The organism is Sinorhizobium sp. Y406 (assembly GCF_058732025.1).
In genome coordinates, this window is the sequence record NZ_CM178974.1 from 942,192 (window position 1) to 956,663 (window position 14,472).

At 62.1% G+C, this 14,472-nt stretch carries 15 protein-coding genes; all 15 read left to right on the forward strand.

Going from position 1 to position 14,472, the window contains the following annotated elements:
• Window positions 1–123 precede the first annotated feature (123 nt).
• Window positions 124–489 carry an NADH-quinone oxidoreductase subunit A gene (locus tag AC4P1R_RS04485; RefSeq protein WP_069460740.1) on the forward strand — a complete coding sequence of 122 codons (366 nt, stop codon included), beginning with the start codon at window positions 124–126 and terminating at the stop codon, window positions 487–489.
• Window positions 480–1,058, forward strand: coding sequence for a NuoB/complex I 20 kDa subunit family protein (locus tag AC4P1R_RS04490; RefSeq protein ID WP_003531828.1), 579 nt, complete (start codon window positions 480–482; stop codon window positions 1,056–1,058). The genes AC4P1R_RS04485 and AC4P1R_RS04490 overlap by 10 nt, the downstream gene beginning before the upstream one ends.
• A 20-nt stretch (window positions 1,059–1,078) precedes the next feature.
• Window positions 1,079–1,684, forward strand: a complete 606-nt coding sequence (locus tag AC4P1R_RS04495) for an NADH-quinone oxidoreductase subunit C (RefSeq protein ID WP_069460741.1) — start codon at window positions 1,079–1,081, stop codon at window positions 1,682–1,684.
• A gap of 55 nt (window positions 1,685–1,739) precedes the next feature.
• Window positions 1,740–2,930, forward strand: a complete 1,191-nt coding sequence (locus AC4P1R_RS04500; RefSeq protein ID WP_069460742.1) for an NADH-quinone oxidoreductase subunit D — start codon at window positions 1,740–1,742, stop codon at window positions 2,928–2,930.
• Complete coding sequence (locus AC4P1R_RS04505; RefSeq protein ID WP_069460743.1) at window positions 2,930–3,181, forward strand: hypothetical protein; 252 nt, start codon at window positions 2,930–2,932, stop codon at window positions 3,179–3,181. Before AC4P1R_RS04500 ends, AC4P1R_RS04505 begins: the two co-directional genes overlap by 1 nt.
• Before the next feature lie 16 nt (window positions 3,182–3,197).
• Window positions 3,198–4,019, forward strand: a complete 822-nt coding sequence (gene nuoE / locus AC4P1R_RS04510) for an NADH-quinone oxidoreductase subunit NuoE (RefSeq protein ID WP_069460744.1) — start codon at window positions 3,198–3,200, stop codon at window positions 4,017–4,019.
• A 12-nt stretch (window positions 4,020–4,031) separates the two neighbouring features.
• A complete protein-coding gene (gene nuoF, locus AC4P1R_RS04515; protein WP_069460745.1) occupies window positions 4,032–5,336 on the forward strand; it encodes an NADH-quinone oxidoreductase subunit NuoF in 1,305 nt (434 codons plus the stop codon).
• A 5-nt stretch (window positions 5,337–5,341) separates the two neighbouring features.
• Window positions 5,342–6,046, forward strand: coding sequence for a helix-hairpin-helix domain-containing protein (locus AC4P1R_RS04520; protein WP_069460746.1), 705 nt, complete (start codon window positions 5,342–5,344; stop codon window positions 6,044–6,046).
• A gap of 115 nt (window positions 6,047–6,161) precedes the next feature.
• Window positions 6,162–8,243, forward strand: coding sequence for an NADH-quinone oxidoreductase subunit NuoG (nuoG, locus tag AC4P1R_RS04525; protein ID WP_069460747.1), 2,082 nt, complete (start codon window positions 6,162–6,164; stop codon window positions 8,241–8,243).
• A 20-nt stretch (window positions 8,244–8,263) separates the two neighbouring features.
• Window positions 8,264–9,307: an NADH-quinone oxidoreductase subunit NuoH gene (gene nuoH, locus AC4P1R_RS04530; protein WP_069460748.1), complete on the forward strand. Its 1,044-nt coding sequence runs from the start codon at window positions 8,264–8,266 to the stop codon at window positions 9,305–9,307.
• Window positions 9,308–9,370: 63 nt separating this feature from the next.
• Window positions 9,371–9,862 (forward strand): NADH-quinone oxidoreductase subunit NuoI, encoded by a 492-nt coding sequence (gene nuoI, locus AC4P1R_RS04535; protein ID WP_069460749.1) that lies wholly within the window; start codon window positions 9,371–9,373, stop codon window positions 9,860–9,862.
• 145 nt (window positions 9,863–10,007) lie between these two features.
• Window positions 10,008–10,622 carry an NADH-quinone oxidoreductase subunit J gene (locus AC4P1R_RS04540; RefSeq protein WP_069460859.1) on the forward strand — a complete coding sequence of 205 codons (615 nt, stop codon included), beginning with the start codon at window positions 10,008–10,010 and terminating at the stop codon, window positions 10,620–10,622.
• A 27-nt stretch (window positions 10,623–10,649) separates the two neighbouring features.
• Window positions 10,650–10,958 carry an NADH-quinone oxidoreductase subunit NuoK gene (gene nuoK, locus AC4P1R_RS04545; RefSeq protein WP_034854080.1) on the forward strand — a complete coding sequence of 103 codons (309 nt, stop codon included), beginning with the start codon at window positions 10,650–10,652 and terminating at the stop codon, window positions 10,956–10,958.
• 7 nt (window positions 10,959–10,965) lie between these two features.
• The gene (gene nuoL / locus AC4P1R_RS04550) at window positions 10,966–12,960 is read left to right on the forward strand and encodes an NADH-quinone oxidoreductase subunit L (RefSeq protein ID WP_069460750.1); all 1,995 of its coding nucleotides are present in this window, start codon (window positions 10,966–10,968) and stop codon (window positions 12,958–12,960) included.
• On the forward strand, window positions 12,960–14,471 hold the full coding sequence (locus AC4P1R_RS04555; protein ID WP_069460751.1) for an NADH-quinone oxidoreductase subunit M: 1,512 nt from the start codon (window positions 12,960–12,962) through the stop codon (window positions 14,469–14,471). The genes nuoL and AC4P1R_RS04555 overlap by 1 nt, the downstream gene beginning before the upstream one ends.
• Window position 14,472: the final 1 nt, after the last annotated feature.

The following is a 14,472-nucleotide window of genomic DNA, read 5'->3' on the forward strand; positions in this document are numbered from 1 at the left end:
GAGGCTTGCGCCCAGGCGCATGCTGCGCTAACCACTCTGGCGTTGCAACATGATTTTCGGCCTGCGGCTATATGTGTTCAAAGTGCGTCTCCCAGCGCGCTCCGCAGGCAGGGACGGATAAAAATGACTGAACTTCTCGGTTCCTATGTTCCGATCGCGATTTTCCTTGGAATCGCGCTTGTGATCGGCCTCGCTCTCCTTGTCGCTCCCTTTGCCGTCGCCTTCAAAGCGCCGGATTCGGAAAAGCTGTCGGCCTATGAGTGCGGCTTCAACGCGTTCGACGACGCCCGCATGAAGTTCGACATCCGCTTCTATCTCGTGTCGATCCTCTTCATCATCTTCGATCTCGAGGTCGCGTTCCTCTTTCCCTGGGCGGTCTCTTTCAAGGAGGTGGGCTGGTTCGGCTTCTGGTCGATGATGGCCTTCCTCCTGGTCCTGACGGTCGGCTTTATCTATGAATGGAAGAAGGGAGCGCTGGAATGGAACTAGCATCCGGCACCACGCTCGTTGCGCCGCAGCCGAAGGGAATTCTCGACCCCGCGACCGGCAAGCCGATCGGCAGCAATGACGCGTTCTTTGGTGAGATCAACAACGAGCTGGCCGATAAGGGTTTCCTCGTAACCTCGACCGACGAACTGATCAACTGGGCGCGCACCGGTTCGCTGATGTGGATGACCTTCGGTCTCGCCTGTTGCGCCGTTGAGATGATGCAGATGTCGATGCCGCGTTACGACGCCGAGCGCTTCGGCTTTGCGCCGCGCGCGTCGCCGCGTCAGTCGGACGTCATGATCGTCGCCGGCACGCTCACCAACAAGATGGCGCCGGCTCTGCGCAAGGTCTACGACCAGATGCCCGAGCCGCGTTACGTCATCTCCATGGGCTCCTGTGCCAATGGCGGCGGTTACTATCATTATTCCTATTCGGTCGTGCGCGGCTGTGATCGCGTCGTGCCCGTCGACATCTACGTGCCAGGCTGTCCTCCCACGGCAGAAGCGCTGCTCTACGGCGTGCTTCTGCTGCAGAAGAAGATCCGCCGCACCGGTACGATCGAGCGCTAAGGGCAGGGGGTCTAGCAATCATGAGTGAAGCCCTTAACGAGCTTGCGTCCTATCTTCGCGAGACGCGTGGCGCGCTGATCGCCGATTCGGTGATCGAATACGGCGAGCTGACGCTGACGGCCGAGGCCGAGAACCTGATCGCGCTGCTGACCTTCCTGCGCGACGACGTGCAGTGCGGTTTCGTCAGTTTTATCGACATCTGCGGCGTCGACTATCCGCAGCGACCGGAGCGCTTCGACGTCGTCTACCATCTTCTGTCGCCGCGTCAGAACCTTCGCGTTCGCGTCAAGGTAGCGACGGCCGAGGACGAGCCGGTTCCCTCCGCGACGGCCGTCTATCCAGGCGCCGACTGGTTCGAGCGCGAAGCCTATGACATGTACGGCATCCTCTTCACCGGCCATCCGGATCTCAGGCGCATCCTGACCGATTATGGTTTCGAGGGCTATCCGTTGCGCAAGGACTTCCCGCTGACGGGTTTTGTCCAGGTGCGTTATGACGACGAGGTCAAGCGGGTGGTCTACGAGCCCGTCGAGCTGAGGCAGGAATTCCGCAATTTCGATTTTCTTTCGCCCTGGGAAGGCACGGATTATGTCTTGCCCGGCGACGAGAAGGCGAAGGCACGGTGAAATAAGTCGGCCCGGGGCGATCCCGATGGGGCGCCTTCGGCCTGGAGCAATCGGTATGACCGAACATAACGTCCGCAACTTCAACATCAACTTCGGTCCGCAGCATCCGGCCGCCCACGGCGTCCTTCGCCTGGTGCTGGAGCTCGACGGCGAAATCGTCGAGCGTGTCGACCCGCATATCGGCCTCCTGCACCGCGGCACCGAAAAGCTGATCGAGGCCAAGACCTACCTGCAGGCCGTGCCCTATTTCGATCGGCTCGACTACGTCGCGCCGATGAACCAGGAACACGCCTTCGCGCTGGCCGTCGAAAGGCTGACCGGTACGGAAGTGCCGATCCGCGGGCAGCTCATCCGCGTGCTCTATTCGGAAATCGGCCGCATCCTGTCGCACCTCCTCAACGTCACGACCCAGGCGATGGACGTCGGAGCGCTGACGCCGCCGCTCTGGGGCTTCGAGGAGCGCGAGAAGCTGATGGTCTTCTACGAGCGGGCGAGCGGCGCGCGCATGCACTCCGCCTATTTCCGGCCCGGTGGCGTTCACCAGGACCTTCCGCACCAGCTCGTCGAGGATATCGGCAACTGGATCGATCCATTCCTAAAGACCGTCGACGACATCGATGAGCTCCTGACCGGCAACCGTATTTTCAAGCAGCGCAACGTCGATATCGGCGTCGTGAAGCTGGAGGATGCCTGGGCCTGGGGCTTCTCCGGCGTGATGGTGCGCGGCTCGGGCGCCGCCTGGGATCTGCGGCGCGCGCAGCCCTACGAATGCTATTCGGATCTCGAATTCGACATTCCGATCGGCAAGAACGGCGACTGCTTCGACCGCTATCTCATCCGCATGATCGAGATGCGCCAGTCGGCCCGCATCATGCGTCAGTGCGTGGACCGTCTGCTCGGCGATGCGAAAATCGGCCCGGTTTCTTCGTTCGACGGCAAGATCGTGCCCCCGAAGCGCGGCGAGATGAAGCGTTCGATGGAAGCGCTGATTCACCACTTCAAGCTCTACACCGAAGGCTACCACGTGCCGGCCGGCGACGTTTACGCTGCGGTCGAGGCGCCGAAGGGCGAATTCGGCGTCTATCTGGTCTCGGACGGCACCAACAAGCCCTACCGCTGCAAGATCCGCGCGCCGGGCTATGCGCATCTCCAGGCCATGGATTTCCTCTGTCGCGGGCACCAGCTCGCGGACGTCTCGGCCGTGCTGGGCTCCATCGATATCGTGTTCGGCGAGGTGGACCGCTGATGCGCCTGGCGCTCTTTGCCGCACTCGGATGTCTCGCGCTCGCGACGACCGCCTTCGCTGAGGAGGTCGGCAGCGCGAGCGGTTCGGGACTGCGCGGCGGTTCCATGGCCGTGCTTCTCGAAAAGGGTTACGAGATCAGGGCCGCCGTCGCCAACGGCACACGCTATATCGTGTTTCTGCAGAAAGACCAGTCAGCCTATGCCTGCGAATTCGTCTCGCTGACGAGATCGCGGTGCGGTTCGATCAACTGATAAGGTGTCCACTAGAATGTCCGTTCGTCGACTAGCCGAAGACACAGTCCAGCCAGCGACCTTTGCATTCAGCAAGGAAAACGCCGCCTGGGCCAAGGCAACGATCAAAAAATATCCGAAGGGCCGCGAACAGTCGGCAGTCATCCCCTTGCTGATGCGCGCCCAGGAGCAGGACGGCTGGGTGACCAGGGCCGCCATCGAGTCGATCGCCGACATGCTCGGCATGGCCTATATCCGCGTCCTCGAAGTGGCGACCTTCTATACCCAGTTCCAGTTGAAGCCCGTCGGAACGCGCGCGCATGTGCAGGTCTGCGGCACGACGCCCTGCATGCTGCGCGGCGCGGAAGATCTGATCAAAATCTGCAAGAAGAAGATTGCCTCCGAGCCGTTTACCCTCAACGAGGGCGGTACGCTCTCCTGGGAGGAGGTCGAATGCCAGGGCGCCTGCGTCAACGCGCCGATGGTGATGATCTTCAAGGATAGCTACGAAGACCTGACGCCCGAGCGGCTCGAGGAAATCATCGATTCCTTCGACGCGGGCAGGGGCGCCGAGGTCCAGCCCGGACCTCAGATCGACCGGATCTTTTCTGCGCCGATCGGCGGTCCGACGACCTTGCAGCCGCTTCCGGAAGAGAAGAAGGCCGGCCGTGTACGCAAGGCCCCGGACGAAGAGGCAATCAGCGTACCGCCGGCGAATGCAGCCAAGCCGAAGCCTGCCTCCGAGATTACCAATCCGGCGCTGAAGACCCCGGCGACCGCCAAAAAGGCGGCGGCGAAGATCGCGAAGACCGAGGGCGAGTCCACGGTCGACAAATCCAAGCCTCAGAAGAAGCGGTAAAGAGGTCTACCCATGCTCAGAGATGAAGATCGCATCTTTACCAATATCTACGGCCTCAAGGACAAGTCGCTGAAGGGCGCGATGGCCCGCGGTCATTGGGACGGGACCAAGGAGCTCCTGGAGAAGGGGCGTGACTGGATCATCAACGAGGTGAAGGCCTCCGGTCTGCGTGGCCGCGGCGGCGCGGGCTTCCCGACGGGTCTCAAGTGGTCCTTCATGCCGAAGGAAAGCGACGGCCGTCCGCACTATCTCGTCGTCAATGCCGACGAGTCCGAACCCGGCACCTGCAAGGACCGCGACATCATGCGCCACGATCCGCACACGCTGATCGAGGGTTGCGTGGTTGCGAGCTTCGCCATGGGTGCACACGCAGCCTATATCTACGTGCGCGGCGAGTTCATCCGCGAGCGCGAAGCACTGCAGGCGGCAATCGACGAGTGCTATGAATACGGCCTCATCGGCAAGAACAACAAACTCGGCTACGACATTGACATCTTTGTCCATCACGGTGCCGGCGCCTATATCTGTGGCGAGGAGACGGCACTGCTCGAAAGCCTTGAGGGCAAGAAGGGCCAGCCGCGCCTGAAGCCGCCGTTCCCGGCGAACATGGGTCTCTATGGCTGCCCGACGACGGTCAACAACGTCGAGTCGATCGCCGTCACGCCCACCATCCTGCGCCGTGGCGCCGGCTGGTATACGAGCTTCGGACGCCCGAACAACCACGGCACCAAGCTCTACTCGGTTTCGGGTCACGTGAACCGCCCCTGCACGGTCGAGGACGCGATGTCGATCCCGTTCCACGAACTGATCGACAAGCATTGCGGCGGCATCCGCGGCGGCTGGGATAACCTGCTGGCCGTCATCCCCGGCGGCTCGTCCGTTCCCTGCGTGCCCGGCGCGCAGATGAAGGACGCAATCATGGACTATGACGGCCTGCGCGAACTCGGCTCCGGCCTCGGCACCGCGGCCGTCATCGTCATGGACAAGTCGACCGACATCATCAAGGCGATCTGGCGGCTCTCCGCCTTCTACAAGCATGAGAGCTGCGGCCAATGCACGCCGTGCCGCGAGGGCACGGGCTGGATGATGCGCGTCATGGAACGAATGGTTCAGGGCCGCGCGCAGAAGCGTGAAATCGACATGCTCTTCGACGTCACGAAGCAGGTCGAGGGCCACACGATCTGTGCGCTTGGCGATGCGGCCGCCTGGCCGATCCAGGGCCTCATCAAACATTTCCGTCCGGAGATGGAAAAGCGGATCGACGAATACACGCGCAATGCGACGTCGCACGGCGCGGTTTTGGAAGCGGCGGAGTAAGAGCGATGGCCGGGGAACGCAAGGAAGCACAGGGCAGGGATACGGCAACGGTTATTCCATTCGCGCGGTCCATGGGTGCCGACCCGGCTGATCCGTTCGGCATGTCCGAATGGATGAAGAGCATGACGCAGATGCCGCTGAATCCGCTGATGACGCATCCGGCGGCAGCGGTTGCCGCCGCCACGGCTCTGGGGTTCGGCCTTTCCAGCCATATTGCCGGAATGATGTTCGGCGCGATGCAGGGCGCTGCGAGCGCGTTTCAAGGCGGCGCCCGCGGGCGTGAGCCCATGCACGCCGCAGAGCCGGGTGCCGCGGCGCCGGCCGAGCCCACACAAGAGCGGACGACCACATCTGTAATTACCTCGCCCGAGCCTGCCAAGGCGCCGCCGGTGCCCGCTACGGCGCCGAAATTGCCCGCCGAAGCGTCGCCAGCCGCAGCGGTTCCCGCTGCCGCGCGAAAGCCGAAGGCGCCCAAGAAGCAGGCCACACCGGCGCCGAAAAGCAGAGCCGGAGACGATCTCAAGCGCATTTCGGGGCTCGGCCCGAAGCTGGAGCAGGTGCTGAACGGCAAGGGTATTCGCCGGCTAGCCGACATCGCGGCCCTGAGCGCGGAAGATGCGGCGCGACTCGACGCCGAAATCGGCCTGGATGGCCGCATCGCGCGCGACGACTGGGTCGGCCAGGCGAAGGCACTGATGCAGGGAAAATGAGGCGTTGGCCGCTCGGTTTTCGCCGTAAGCGGCAGGGTCGTGACGGACAGGCCGTCAAGAAATTGTCCGCCGCCATGGAAGGGCAGGCGGACGGAAGACAGGATTGAGTACGAAGATGGCAAAGCTGAAAGTCGACGGAAAAGAGATCGAGGTCCCGGATCATTTCACGCTGCTTCAGGCGTGCGAAGAGGCCGGCGCCGAGGTTCCGCGCTTCTGTTTCCATGAGCGGCTTTCGGTTGCCGGCAACTGCCGCATGTGTCTCATCGAGGTAAAAGGCGGACCGCCGAAACCGGCGGCATCCTGCGCGATGGGCGTGCGCGACCTGCGCCCCGGTCCGAACGGCGAGGTGCCGGAGGTCTTCACGACGACGCCGATGGTCAAGAAGGCACGCGAAGGCGTGATGGAGTTCCTGCTGATCAACCATCCGCTCGATTGTCCGATCTGCGACCAGGGCGGCGAGTGCGACCTGCAGGACCAGGCGATGGCCTTCGGCATCGACAATTCGCGCTACCACGAGAACAAGCGCGCCGTTGAGGACAAATATATCGGTCCGCTCGTCAAGACGGTGATGAACCGCTGCATTCACTGCACCCGCTGCGTCCGTTTCACGACGGAGGTTGCTGGTATCGCGGAACTCGGCCTCATCGGCCGCGGCGAAGATGCGGAGATCACCACCTATCTCGAGCAGGCGATGACCTCCGAGCTGCAGGGCAACGTCGTCGATCTTTGTCCGGTCGGCGCGCTGACCTCGAAGCCCTTTGCCTTCACCGCGCGTCCGTGGGAGCTCAACAAGACCGAATCGATCGACGTCATGGACGCGCTCGGCTCGGCAATCCGCGTGGATACGCGCGGTCGGGAAGTCATGCGCATCATGCCGCGCGTAAACGAGGACATCAACGAGGAGTGGATCTCCGACAAGACCCGCTTCATCTGGGATGGCTTGCGGACGCAACGCCTCGACCGGCCCTATGTCAAAATTGACGGTCGCCTGCAGCCGGCAAGCTGGGGCGAGGCCTTCGACGCCATCAAGGCCGCGGTTGCCAGGACGTCGGGCGAGAAGATCGGTGCCATTGCCGGCGATCTCGCCGCCGTCGAAGAAATGTACGCGCTGAAGGAGCTTATCGCCTCGCTCGGCTCGGAGAACCTTGACTGCCGTCAGGACGGCGCGGCGCTCGATCCGTCGCTCGGCCGCGCAAGCTATCTCTTCAATCCGACGATCCAGGGCATCGAAAGCGCCGACGCGCTTCTCATCATCGGCTCCAATCCGCGCTTCGAAGCTTCGGTTCTCAATGCCCGCATTCGCAAGCGCCATCGCATGGGCAATTTCCCGATCGCCGTCATTGGCGAACCGGGTGAACTGCGCTACGAATACGACTATCTCGGCGCCGGCACCGACACGCTTGCCGATCTCCTCTCGGGCAAGGCGAAGTTCTTCACGGCGCTGAAGAGGGCCGAGCGGCCGCTGATCATTGTGGGCCAGGGGGCACTTGCTGGAGAGGGCGGAGCCGCCGTTCTTGCCAATGCCGCCAAGCTTGCCGTCGCGGTTGGCGCGGTCAGCGATGCGTGGAACGGTTTCGCGGTCCTCCATACGGCAGCCTCGCGCGTCGGTGGCTTGGACCTCGGTTTCGTGCCAGGCCGGGGCGGCATGTCGGCAGCCGAAATGATAACGGGCGCCGAAGTCTTGTTCCTGCTTGGTGCGGACGAGATAGATCTCTCCACGCGCAAAGGCGGCTTCACCGTCTATATCGGTTCCCACGGCGACAATGGCGCGCACGCCGCCGACGTCATCCTTCCGGGCGCGGCCTACACGGAAAAGTCGGGGATCTGGGTCAACACCGAAGGCCGGGTGCAGATGGGCAATCGCGCCGGTTTCGCGCCGGGCGATGCTCGCGAAGACTGGGCGATCATCCGCGCGCTCTCGGATGTGCTAGGCCGCAAGCTGCCCTTCGATTCGCTTGGCGCACTGCGCGCAGCGCTCTATGTGGCCTATCCGCATTTCGCGGAGATCGACGGCATTGCCGTCGCCGGCAGCGACGAAATTGCCGCACTCGCGCAAAAAGCCGGTGAGATGGCGAAATCCGCGTTTGCGTCTCCAGTCAAAGACTTCTATTTGACGAACCCGATAGCGCGCGCATCCGCCGTCATGGCCGAATGCTCGGCTTTGGCGCGCAACAATTTCAAAGCTGCCGCGGAATGAGCGCGAGGGAATAGAGCATCATGGACGCTTTCATTTCGACCTATGTCTGGCCCGCGGCCATCATCATCGGCCAGTCGCTCCTGCTCCTGGTCGCGCTGCTGGTCTTCATCGCCTACGTCCTGCTCGCGGACCGCAAGATCTGGGCCGCCGTGCAGCTTCGCCGCGGCCCGAACGTCGTCGGTCCCTGGGGACTGTTCCAATCCTTCGCCGATCTTCTGAAGTTCGTCTTCAAGGAGCCGATCATTCCGGCCGGCGCCAACAAGGCGATCTTCCTGCTGGCGCCGCTCGTCTCGGTGACGTTGGCGCTTGCCGCCTGGGCCGTCATTCCGCTCAATGCGGGCTGGGTAATCGCGGACATCAATGTCGGCATCCTCTTCGTCTTCGCCATATCTTCTCTCGAGGTTTATGGCATCATCATGGGCGGCTGGGCCTCGAACTCGAAATATCCCTTCCTGGGCGCGCTGCGCTCGGCCGCGCAGATGGTGTCCTATGAGGTCTCGATCGGCTTCGTCATCATCACCGTTCTGCTCACCGTCGGCTCGCTCAACCTGACGGACATCGTCATCTCGCAGACCGACGGCCTTGGAACGATGATCGGCCTGCCGGCCTCCTTCCTCGATTGGAACTGGCTGTCGCTGTTCCCGATGTTCGTCGTGTTCTTCATTTCGGCGCTCGCCGAGACGAACCGTCCGCCCTTCGACCTGCCCGAAGCCGAGTCCGAGCTCGTCGCCGGCTTCATGGTCGAATACGGCTCGACCCCGTACATGATGTTCATGCTCGGCGAATACGCGGCCATCTGCCTGATGTGCGCGCTGACGACGATCCTGTTCCTCGGTGGCTGGCTGCCCCCGGTTGACATCTGGCTTCTGAACTGGGTTCCGGGCATCGTCTGGTTCGTGCTGAAGGCCTCGTTCGTCTTCTTCATGTTCGCGATGGTGAAGGCCTTCGTGCCGCGCTACCGCTACGACCAGCTGATGCGCCTCGGCTGGAAAGTCTTCCTGCCGCTGTCGCTCGCCATGGTGGTCATCGTCGCATTCGTTCTGAAGCTGACGGGGTGGGCGTAATGGCCGACCGAGCTTCGCTGCATACCGCCGGCGCCTCCCGGGCCGGCAAGTTTGGAGGTTAAGATGGCCGGTCTCTCCCAAGCGGTCAATTCGCTGTTCCTCAAGGAATTCGTCGCGGCGTTCATGCTGTCCATGCGCTATTTCTTCCGGCCGAAGGCGACGGTGAACTACCCTTTCGAAAAGGGTCCGGTCAGTCCGCGCTTCCGCGGCGAACATGCATTGCGCCGCTATCCGAACGGCGAGGAACGCTGCATCGCCTGCAAGCTGTGCGAGGCGATCTGTCCCGCCCAGGCCATCACCATCGAGGCGGGTCCGCGCCGTAACGACGGGACGCGCCGCACGGTGCGTTACGACATTGACATGGTGAAGTGCATCTATTGCGGCTTCTGCCAGGAGGCTTGCCCGGTCGATGCGATCGTCGAAGGACCGAACTTCGAATTCGCCACCGAGACGCGCGAGGAACTCTACTACGACAAGGAAAAGCTCCTCGCCAATGGCGACCGGTGGGAGCGGGAAATCGCGCACAACATCGCAATGGACTCGCCCTATCGCTGAGGCCGTCCGCATAACGAAGTATACGTCGCTCCTTGAAGCGACGCGTGCATAACGGGTTTGGGCAATGGCCGGACGCAGGTCCGGCTTTGCCTCATGGAGTGAGGGCGGAGCCTTCACGCCGAGCAAGACGAAAAAGGCACCGATCATGGGTCTGCAGGTTCTTTTTTTCTATCTCTTCGCCTTCATCGCAGTGGCGTCGGCATTCATGGTCATTGCGGCCAAGAATCCGGTCTATTCGGTTCTGTTCCTGATCCTGACCTTCTTCAACGCGGCAGGTCTCTTCCTGCTGACCGGCGCCGAGTTCCTGGCGATGATCCTGCTGGTGGTCTATGTTGGCGCGGTCGCGGTGCTCTTCCTCTTCGTGGTGATGATGCTCGATATCGACTTTGCCGAATTGCGCGCCGGCGTGCTCGAATACGCGCCGATCGGCGCGCTGATCGGGTTGATCCTCGCGGCGGAACTGATCATCGTCGTCGGCGGTTCGACCTTCTCGCCCGAGATCGCCAAGGCGGTCTCCATGCCGATCCCGCCGGTCGGCGAGCGCAGCAATACGGCGGCGCTCGGTGACGTTCTCTACACCCACTACGTCTATTTCTTCCAGATCGCGGGGCTCGTCCTGCTCGTCGCCATGATCGGCGCCATCGTGCTGACCCTGCGACATCGTCAGAACATCAAGCGCCAAAGCATTCCGCGCCAGGTTGCCCGCACGCCCGAGACCGCTGTCGAAGTGGTCACGGTCAAGCCGGGGCAGGGCATCTAATTCGGACGCGAGGTCGAGGACTACATCATGGAAATCGGAATTTCCCATTATCTGACCGTCAGCGCCATTCTGTTCACGCTCGGCGTATTCGGCATCTTCCTCAACCGGAAGAACGTCATCGTCATCTTGATGTCGGTGGAACTCATTCTGCTCGCGGTCAACCTCAACATGGTGGCTTTCTCGTCGTTCCTGAACGACATCACCGGCCAGGTCTTCGCGCTGTTCATTCTGACCGTCGCGGCCGCCGAAGCCGCCATCGGACTTGCAATTCTCGTCGTCTTCTATCGTAACCGCGGCTCCATCGCCGTCGAAGACGTCAACATGATGAAGGGCTGACAGGGCCATGGACACCATAATCAAGGCTATCGTCTTTCTGCCTCTGATCGGCTTTCTGATCGCCGGACTGCTCGGCACGCAGATCGGCGCCAAGGCATCCGAATATGTAACCACCGGCCTGATGCTCGTTGCATTGGCGCTCTCCTGGCTCGTCTTCTTCAATGTCGCGCTCGGCGAAGAGGAAATGATCCGGGTTTCGGTGCTGCGCTGGATCCAATCCGGCAGCTTCGATGTCGACTGGGCTTTCCGCGTCGACACGCTGACCGCGGTCATGTTCGTGGTCGTCAATACGGTCTCGACGCTGGTGCATATCTATTCGATCGGTTACATGCACCATGATCCGCATCGTCCGCGCTTCTTCGGCTATCTGTCGCTCTTCACCTTCGCGATGCTGATGCTGGTGACGGCCGACAACCTTCTGCAGATGTTCTTCGGTTGGGAAGGCGTTGGCCTGGCGTCCTACCTTTTGATCGGCTTCTGGTACAAGAAGCCTTCGGCCAATGCCGCCGCGATGAAGGCCTTCATCGTCAACCGCGTCGGGGACTTCGGCTTCGCGCTGGGCATTTTCGCCGTCTTCGTTCTCTTCGGCTCGGTTAATCTCGAAACGATCTTTGCGGCCGCTCAGAGCTACCTGCCGGCCGAGGGCGCCGGGGCAGGAGATGCGGTCATCAACCTCTTCGGCATGCAGCTTGACAAGGCGGACGCTCTGACCGCCGCCTGCGTCCTGCTTTTCATGGGCGCAATGGGCAAGTCGGCGCAGTTCCTGCTGCACACCTGGCTGCCGGACGCCATGGAGGGCCCGACGCCGGTGTCGGCGCTCATCCACGCCGCCACCATGGTGACCGCCGGCGTCTTCCTCGTCGCCCGCATGTCGCCGCTCTTCGAGCTGTCGCCGGCTGCGCTGACGGTCGTCACCGTCATCGGCGCCATCACCGCTTTCTTCGCGGCGACCGTCGGCCTCGTCCAGAACGATATCAAGCGCGTCATCGCCTATTCTACCTGTTCGCAGCTCGGCTACATGTTCGTGGCCCTCGGCGTTGGCGCCTATGGCGCTGCCATCTTCCACCTGTTCACGCACGCGTTCTTCAAGGCGCTCCTGTTCCTCGGGGCCGGCTCCGTTATCCACGCTGTCGATGGCGAGCAGGACATGCGTCATATGGGCGGCTTGCGCCCGCACATCCCGGTCACCTATTGGATGATGTTTGTTGGCACGATCGCGCTGACCGGCGTCGGCATTCCCGGTACGCTATTCGGGACGGCCGGTTTCTTCTCGAAGGACGCGATCATCGAATCGACCTTTGCCTCGCACAGCGCCGTTTCCGGCTTCGCCTTCGTGCTTCTGGTCGTCGCGGCGCTCTTCACCAGCTTCTACTCCTGGCGCCTGACCTTCATGACGTTCCATGGCAGGCCGCGCGCGTCGGCCGACGTCATGCATCACGTGCATGAATCGCCGCAGGTCATGCTGGTGCCGCTCTATGTCCTGGCCGTCGGTGCCCTCGTTGCCGGCTTTCTCTTCCACGATTATTTCTTCGGCCATCACTATGCCGAGTTCTGGCAGGGCGCGCTTTTCACGCTGCCGGAAAACGAGATCCTCGAGGAATACCACCACGTGCCGCTGTGGGTGAAGTGGAGCCCGTTCGTCGCCATGGCCCTCGGCCTCGTGACCGCCTGGTACATGTATATCCGCTCGCCGGAGACGCCAAAGTACCTCGCTGCCCAGCATCGTGGTCTCTATCAGTTCCTCCTGAACAAGTGGTACTTCGACGAGCTCTACGACTTCCTCTTCGTCCGCACCGCCAAGCGGCTCGGCACTTTCCTCTGGAAGCAGGGTGATGGTCGCGTGATCGACGGCTTCGGCCCGAACGGCGTGGCGGCGCGCGTTCTCGACGTGACGGATCGCGTCGTCCGGCTGCAGACCGGCTACCTTTATCACTACGCGTTCGCGATGCTGATCGGCATTGCAGCGCTCGTCACATGGATGATGCTCGGGAGTTCCTTCTGATGACCGATTGGCCCGTACTTTCCGCGGTCACCTTTCTGCCGCTCGTCGGCGTGCTGCTTCTCCTGTTGATGCGGGAAGACAGCGCCTACGGCCGCCGCAACATCCTGAATGTATCGCTGCTGACGACGATCTTCACGTTCCTCCTGTCGCTCTACGTCTGGTACCAGTTCGACAGTGCGAATCCCGGCTTCCAGATGATCGAAAAACAGGAGTGGCTCGGAACCGGCATCTCCTATCACCTCGGGATCGACGGTATCTCGGTGCTGTTCGTGCCGCTGACGGCCTTCCTGATGCCGTTCTGCGTGCTCGCAAGCTGGGTGACGATCGAGAAGCGGCTGAAGGAGTACATGATTGCGTTCCTGATCCTGGAAACGCTGATGCTCGGCGTCTTCGTGTCGCTCGACATAGTGCTCTTCTACGTGTTCTTCGAGGCCGGACTGATCCCGATGTTCATCATCATCGGCGTCTGGGGGGGCAGGGACCGCGTCTACGCGAGCTACAAGTTCTTCCTCTACACGCTGCTCGGCTCGGTCCTGATGCTGCTTGCCATCATGGCCATGTACTGGCAGGCCGGCACCACCGACATCACCGAGCTGCTGCGGTATGATTTCCCACGGCAGATGCAGACCTGGCTGTGGCTCGCCTTCTTTGCATCCTTCGCCGTGAAGATGCCGATGTGGCCGGTCCACACCTGGCTTCCGGACGCGCACGTCCAGGCGCCGACGGCGGGATCGGTCATCCTGGCGGGCATCCTGCTGAAGCTCGGCGGCTATGGCTTCCTGCGCTTCTCGCTGCCGATGTTCCCGCTGGCGTCCGATTTCTTCGCGCCGCTCGTCTACACGCTTTCGGTCATCGCGATCATCTACACTTCGCTGGTGGCGATGATGCAGGCCGACATCAAGAAGCTGATCGCCTATTCGTCGGTCGCGCATATGGGCTATGTGACCATGGGCACCTTCGCGGCCAACGTCCAAGGGGTCCAGGGCGCCATCTTCCAGATGCTGTCGCACGGCATCGTCTCCGGCGCGCTCTTCCTTTGCGTCGGGGTCGTCTATGACCGACTGCACACGCGCGAGATCGCCGCCTATGGCGGCCTCGTCAACAACATGCCGAAATATGCCGTGGCCTTCATGGTCTTTACCATGGCCAATGTGGGCCTCCCGGGCACCTCGGGCTTCGTCGGCGAAGTTCTGACGCTGGTCGGCGTCTTCCGCGCCAACACGTGGGTCGCGCTCTTTGCGACCAGCGGCGTCATCCTGTCGGCGGCCTATGCGCTCTGGCTCTATCGCCGCGTGATCTTCGGTGCGCTGGAAAAGGAAAGCCTCAAGGCGCTGCTCGACCTGTCCGGGCGCGAGAAGCTGATCCTCTATCCGCTGGTAATCCTGACGATCTTCTTCGGGGTCTATCCGGCACCGGTCTTCGATGCGACCGCGGCTTCGGTGGACCTGCTCGTCAACAACTACGCCGCGGCCCTGCAGGCAGCGCAAGACGTCGCGCTTTCGGCGCAATGAC

Excerpts from the sequence above, each read along its gene's own strand:
- nuoG (WP_069460747.1), top strand. The coding sequence starts at position 6,162 with ATGGCAAAGCTGAAAGTCGACGGAAAAGAGATCGAGGTCCCGGATCAT.
- AC4P1R_RS04555 (WP_069460751.1), top strand. The coding sequence starts at position 12,960 with ATGACCGATTGGCCCGTACTTTCCGCGGTCACCTTTCTGCCGCTCGTC.
- nuoH (WP_069460748.1), top strand. The coding sequence starts at position 8,264 with ATGGACGCTTTCATTTCGACCTATGTCTGGCCCGCGGCCATCATCATC.
- AC4P1R_RS04495 (WP_069460741.1), top strand. The coding sequence starts at position 1,079 with ATGAGTGAAGCCCTTAACGAGCTTGCGTCCTATCTTCGCGAGACGCGT.
- nuoL (WP_069460750.1), top strand. The coding sequence starts at position 10,966 with ATGGACACCATAATCAAGGCTATCGTCTTTCTGCCTCTGATCGGCTTT.
- nuoI (WP_069460749.1), top strand. The coding sequence starts at position 9,371 with ATGGCCGGTCTCTCCCAAGCGGTCAATTCGCTGTTCCTCAAGGAATTC.
- nuoE (WP_069460744.1), top strand. The coding sequence starts at position 3,198 with ATGTCCGTTCGTCGACTAGCCGAAGACACAGTCCAGCCAGCGACCTTT.
- nuoF (WP_069460745.1), top strand. The coding sequence starts at position 4,032 with ATGCTCAGAGATGAAGATCGCATCTTTACCAATATCTACGGCCTCAAG.
- AC4P1R_RS04500 (WP_069460742.1), top strand. The coding sequence starts at position 1,740 with ATGACCGAACATAACGTCCGCAACTTCAACATCAACTTCGGTCCGCAG.
- AC4P1R_RS04520 (WP_069460746.1), top strand. The coding sequence starts at position 5,342 with ATGGCCGGGGAACGCAAGGAAGCACAGGGCAGGGATACGGCAACGGTT.
- AC4P1R_RS04485 (WP_069460740.1), top strand. The coding sequence starts at position 124 with ATGACTGAACTTCTCGGTTCCTATGTTCCGATCGCGATTTTCCTTGGA.
- AC4P1R_RS04490 (WP_003531828.1), top strand. The coding sequence starts at position 480 with ATGGAACTAGCATCCGGCACCACGCTCGTTGCGCCGCAGCCGAAGGGA.
- AC4P1R_RS04505 (WP_069460743.1), top strand. The coding sequence starts at position 2,930 with ATGCGCCTGGCGCTCTTTGCCGCACTCGGATGTCTCGCGCTCGCGACG.
- nuoK (WP_034854080.1), top strand. The coding sequence starts at position 10,650 with ATGGAAATCGGAATTTCCCATTATCTGACCGTCAGCGCCATTCTGTTC.
- AC4P1R_RS04540 (WP_069460859.1), top strand. The coding sequence starts at position 10,008 with ATGGGTCTGCAGGTTCTTTTTTTCTATCTCTTCGCCTTCATCGCAGTG.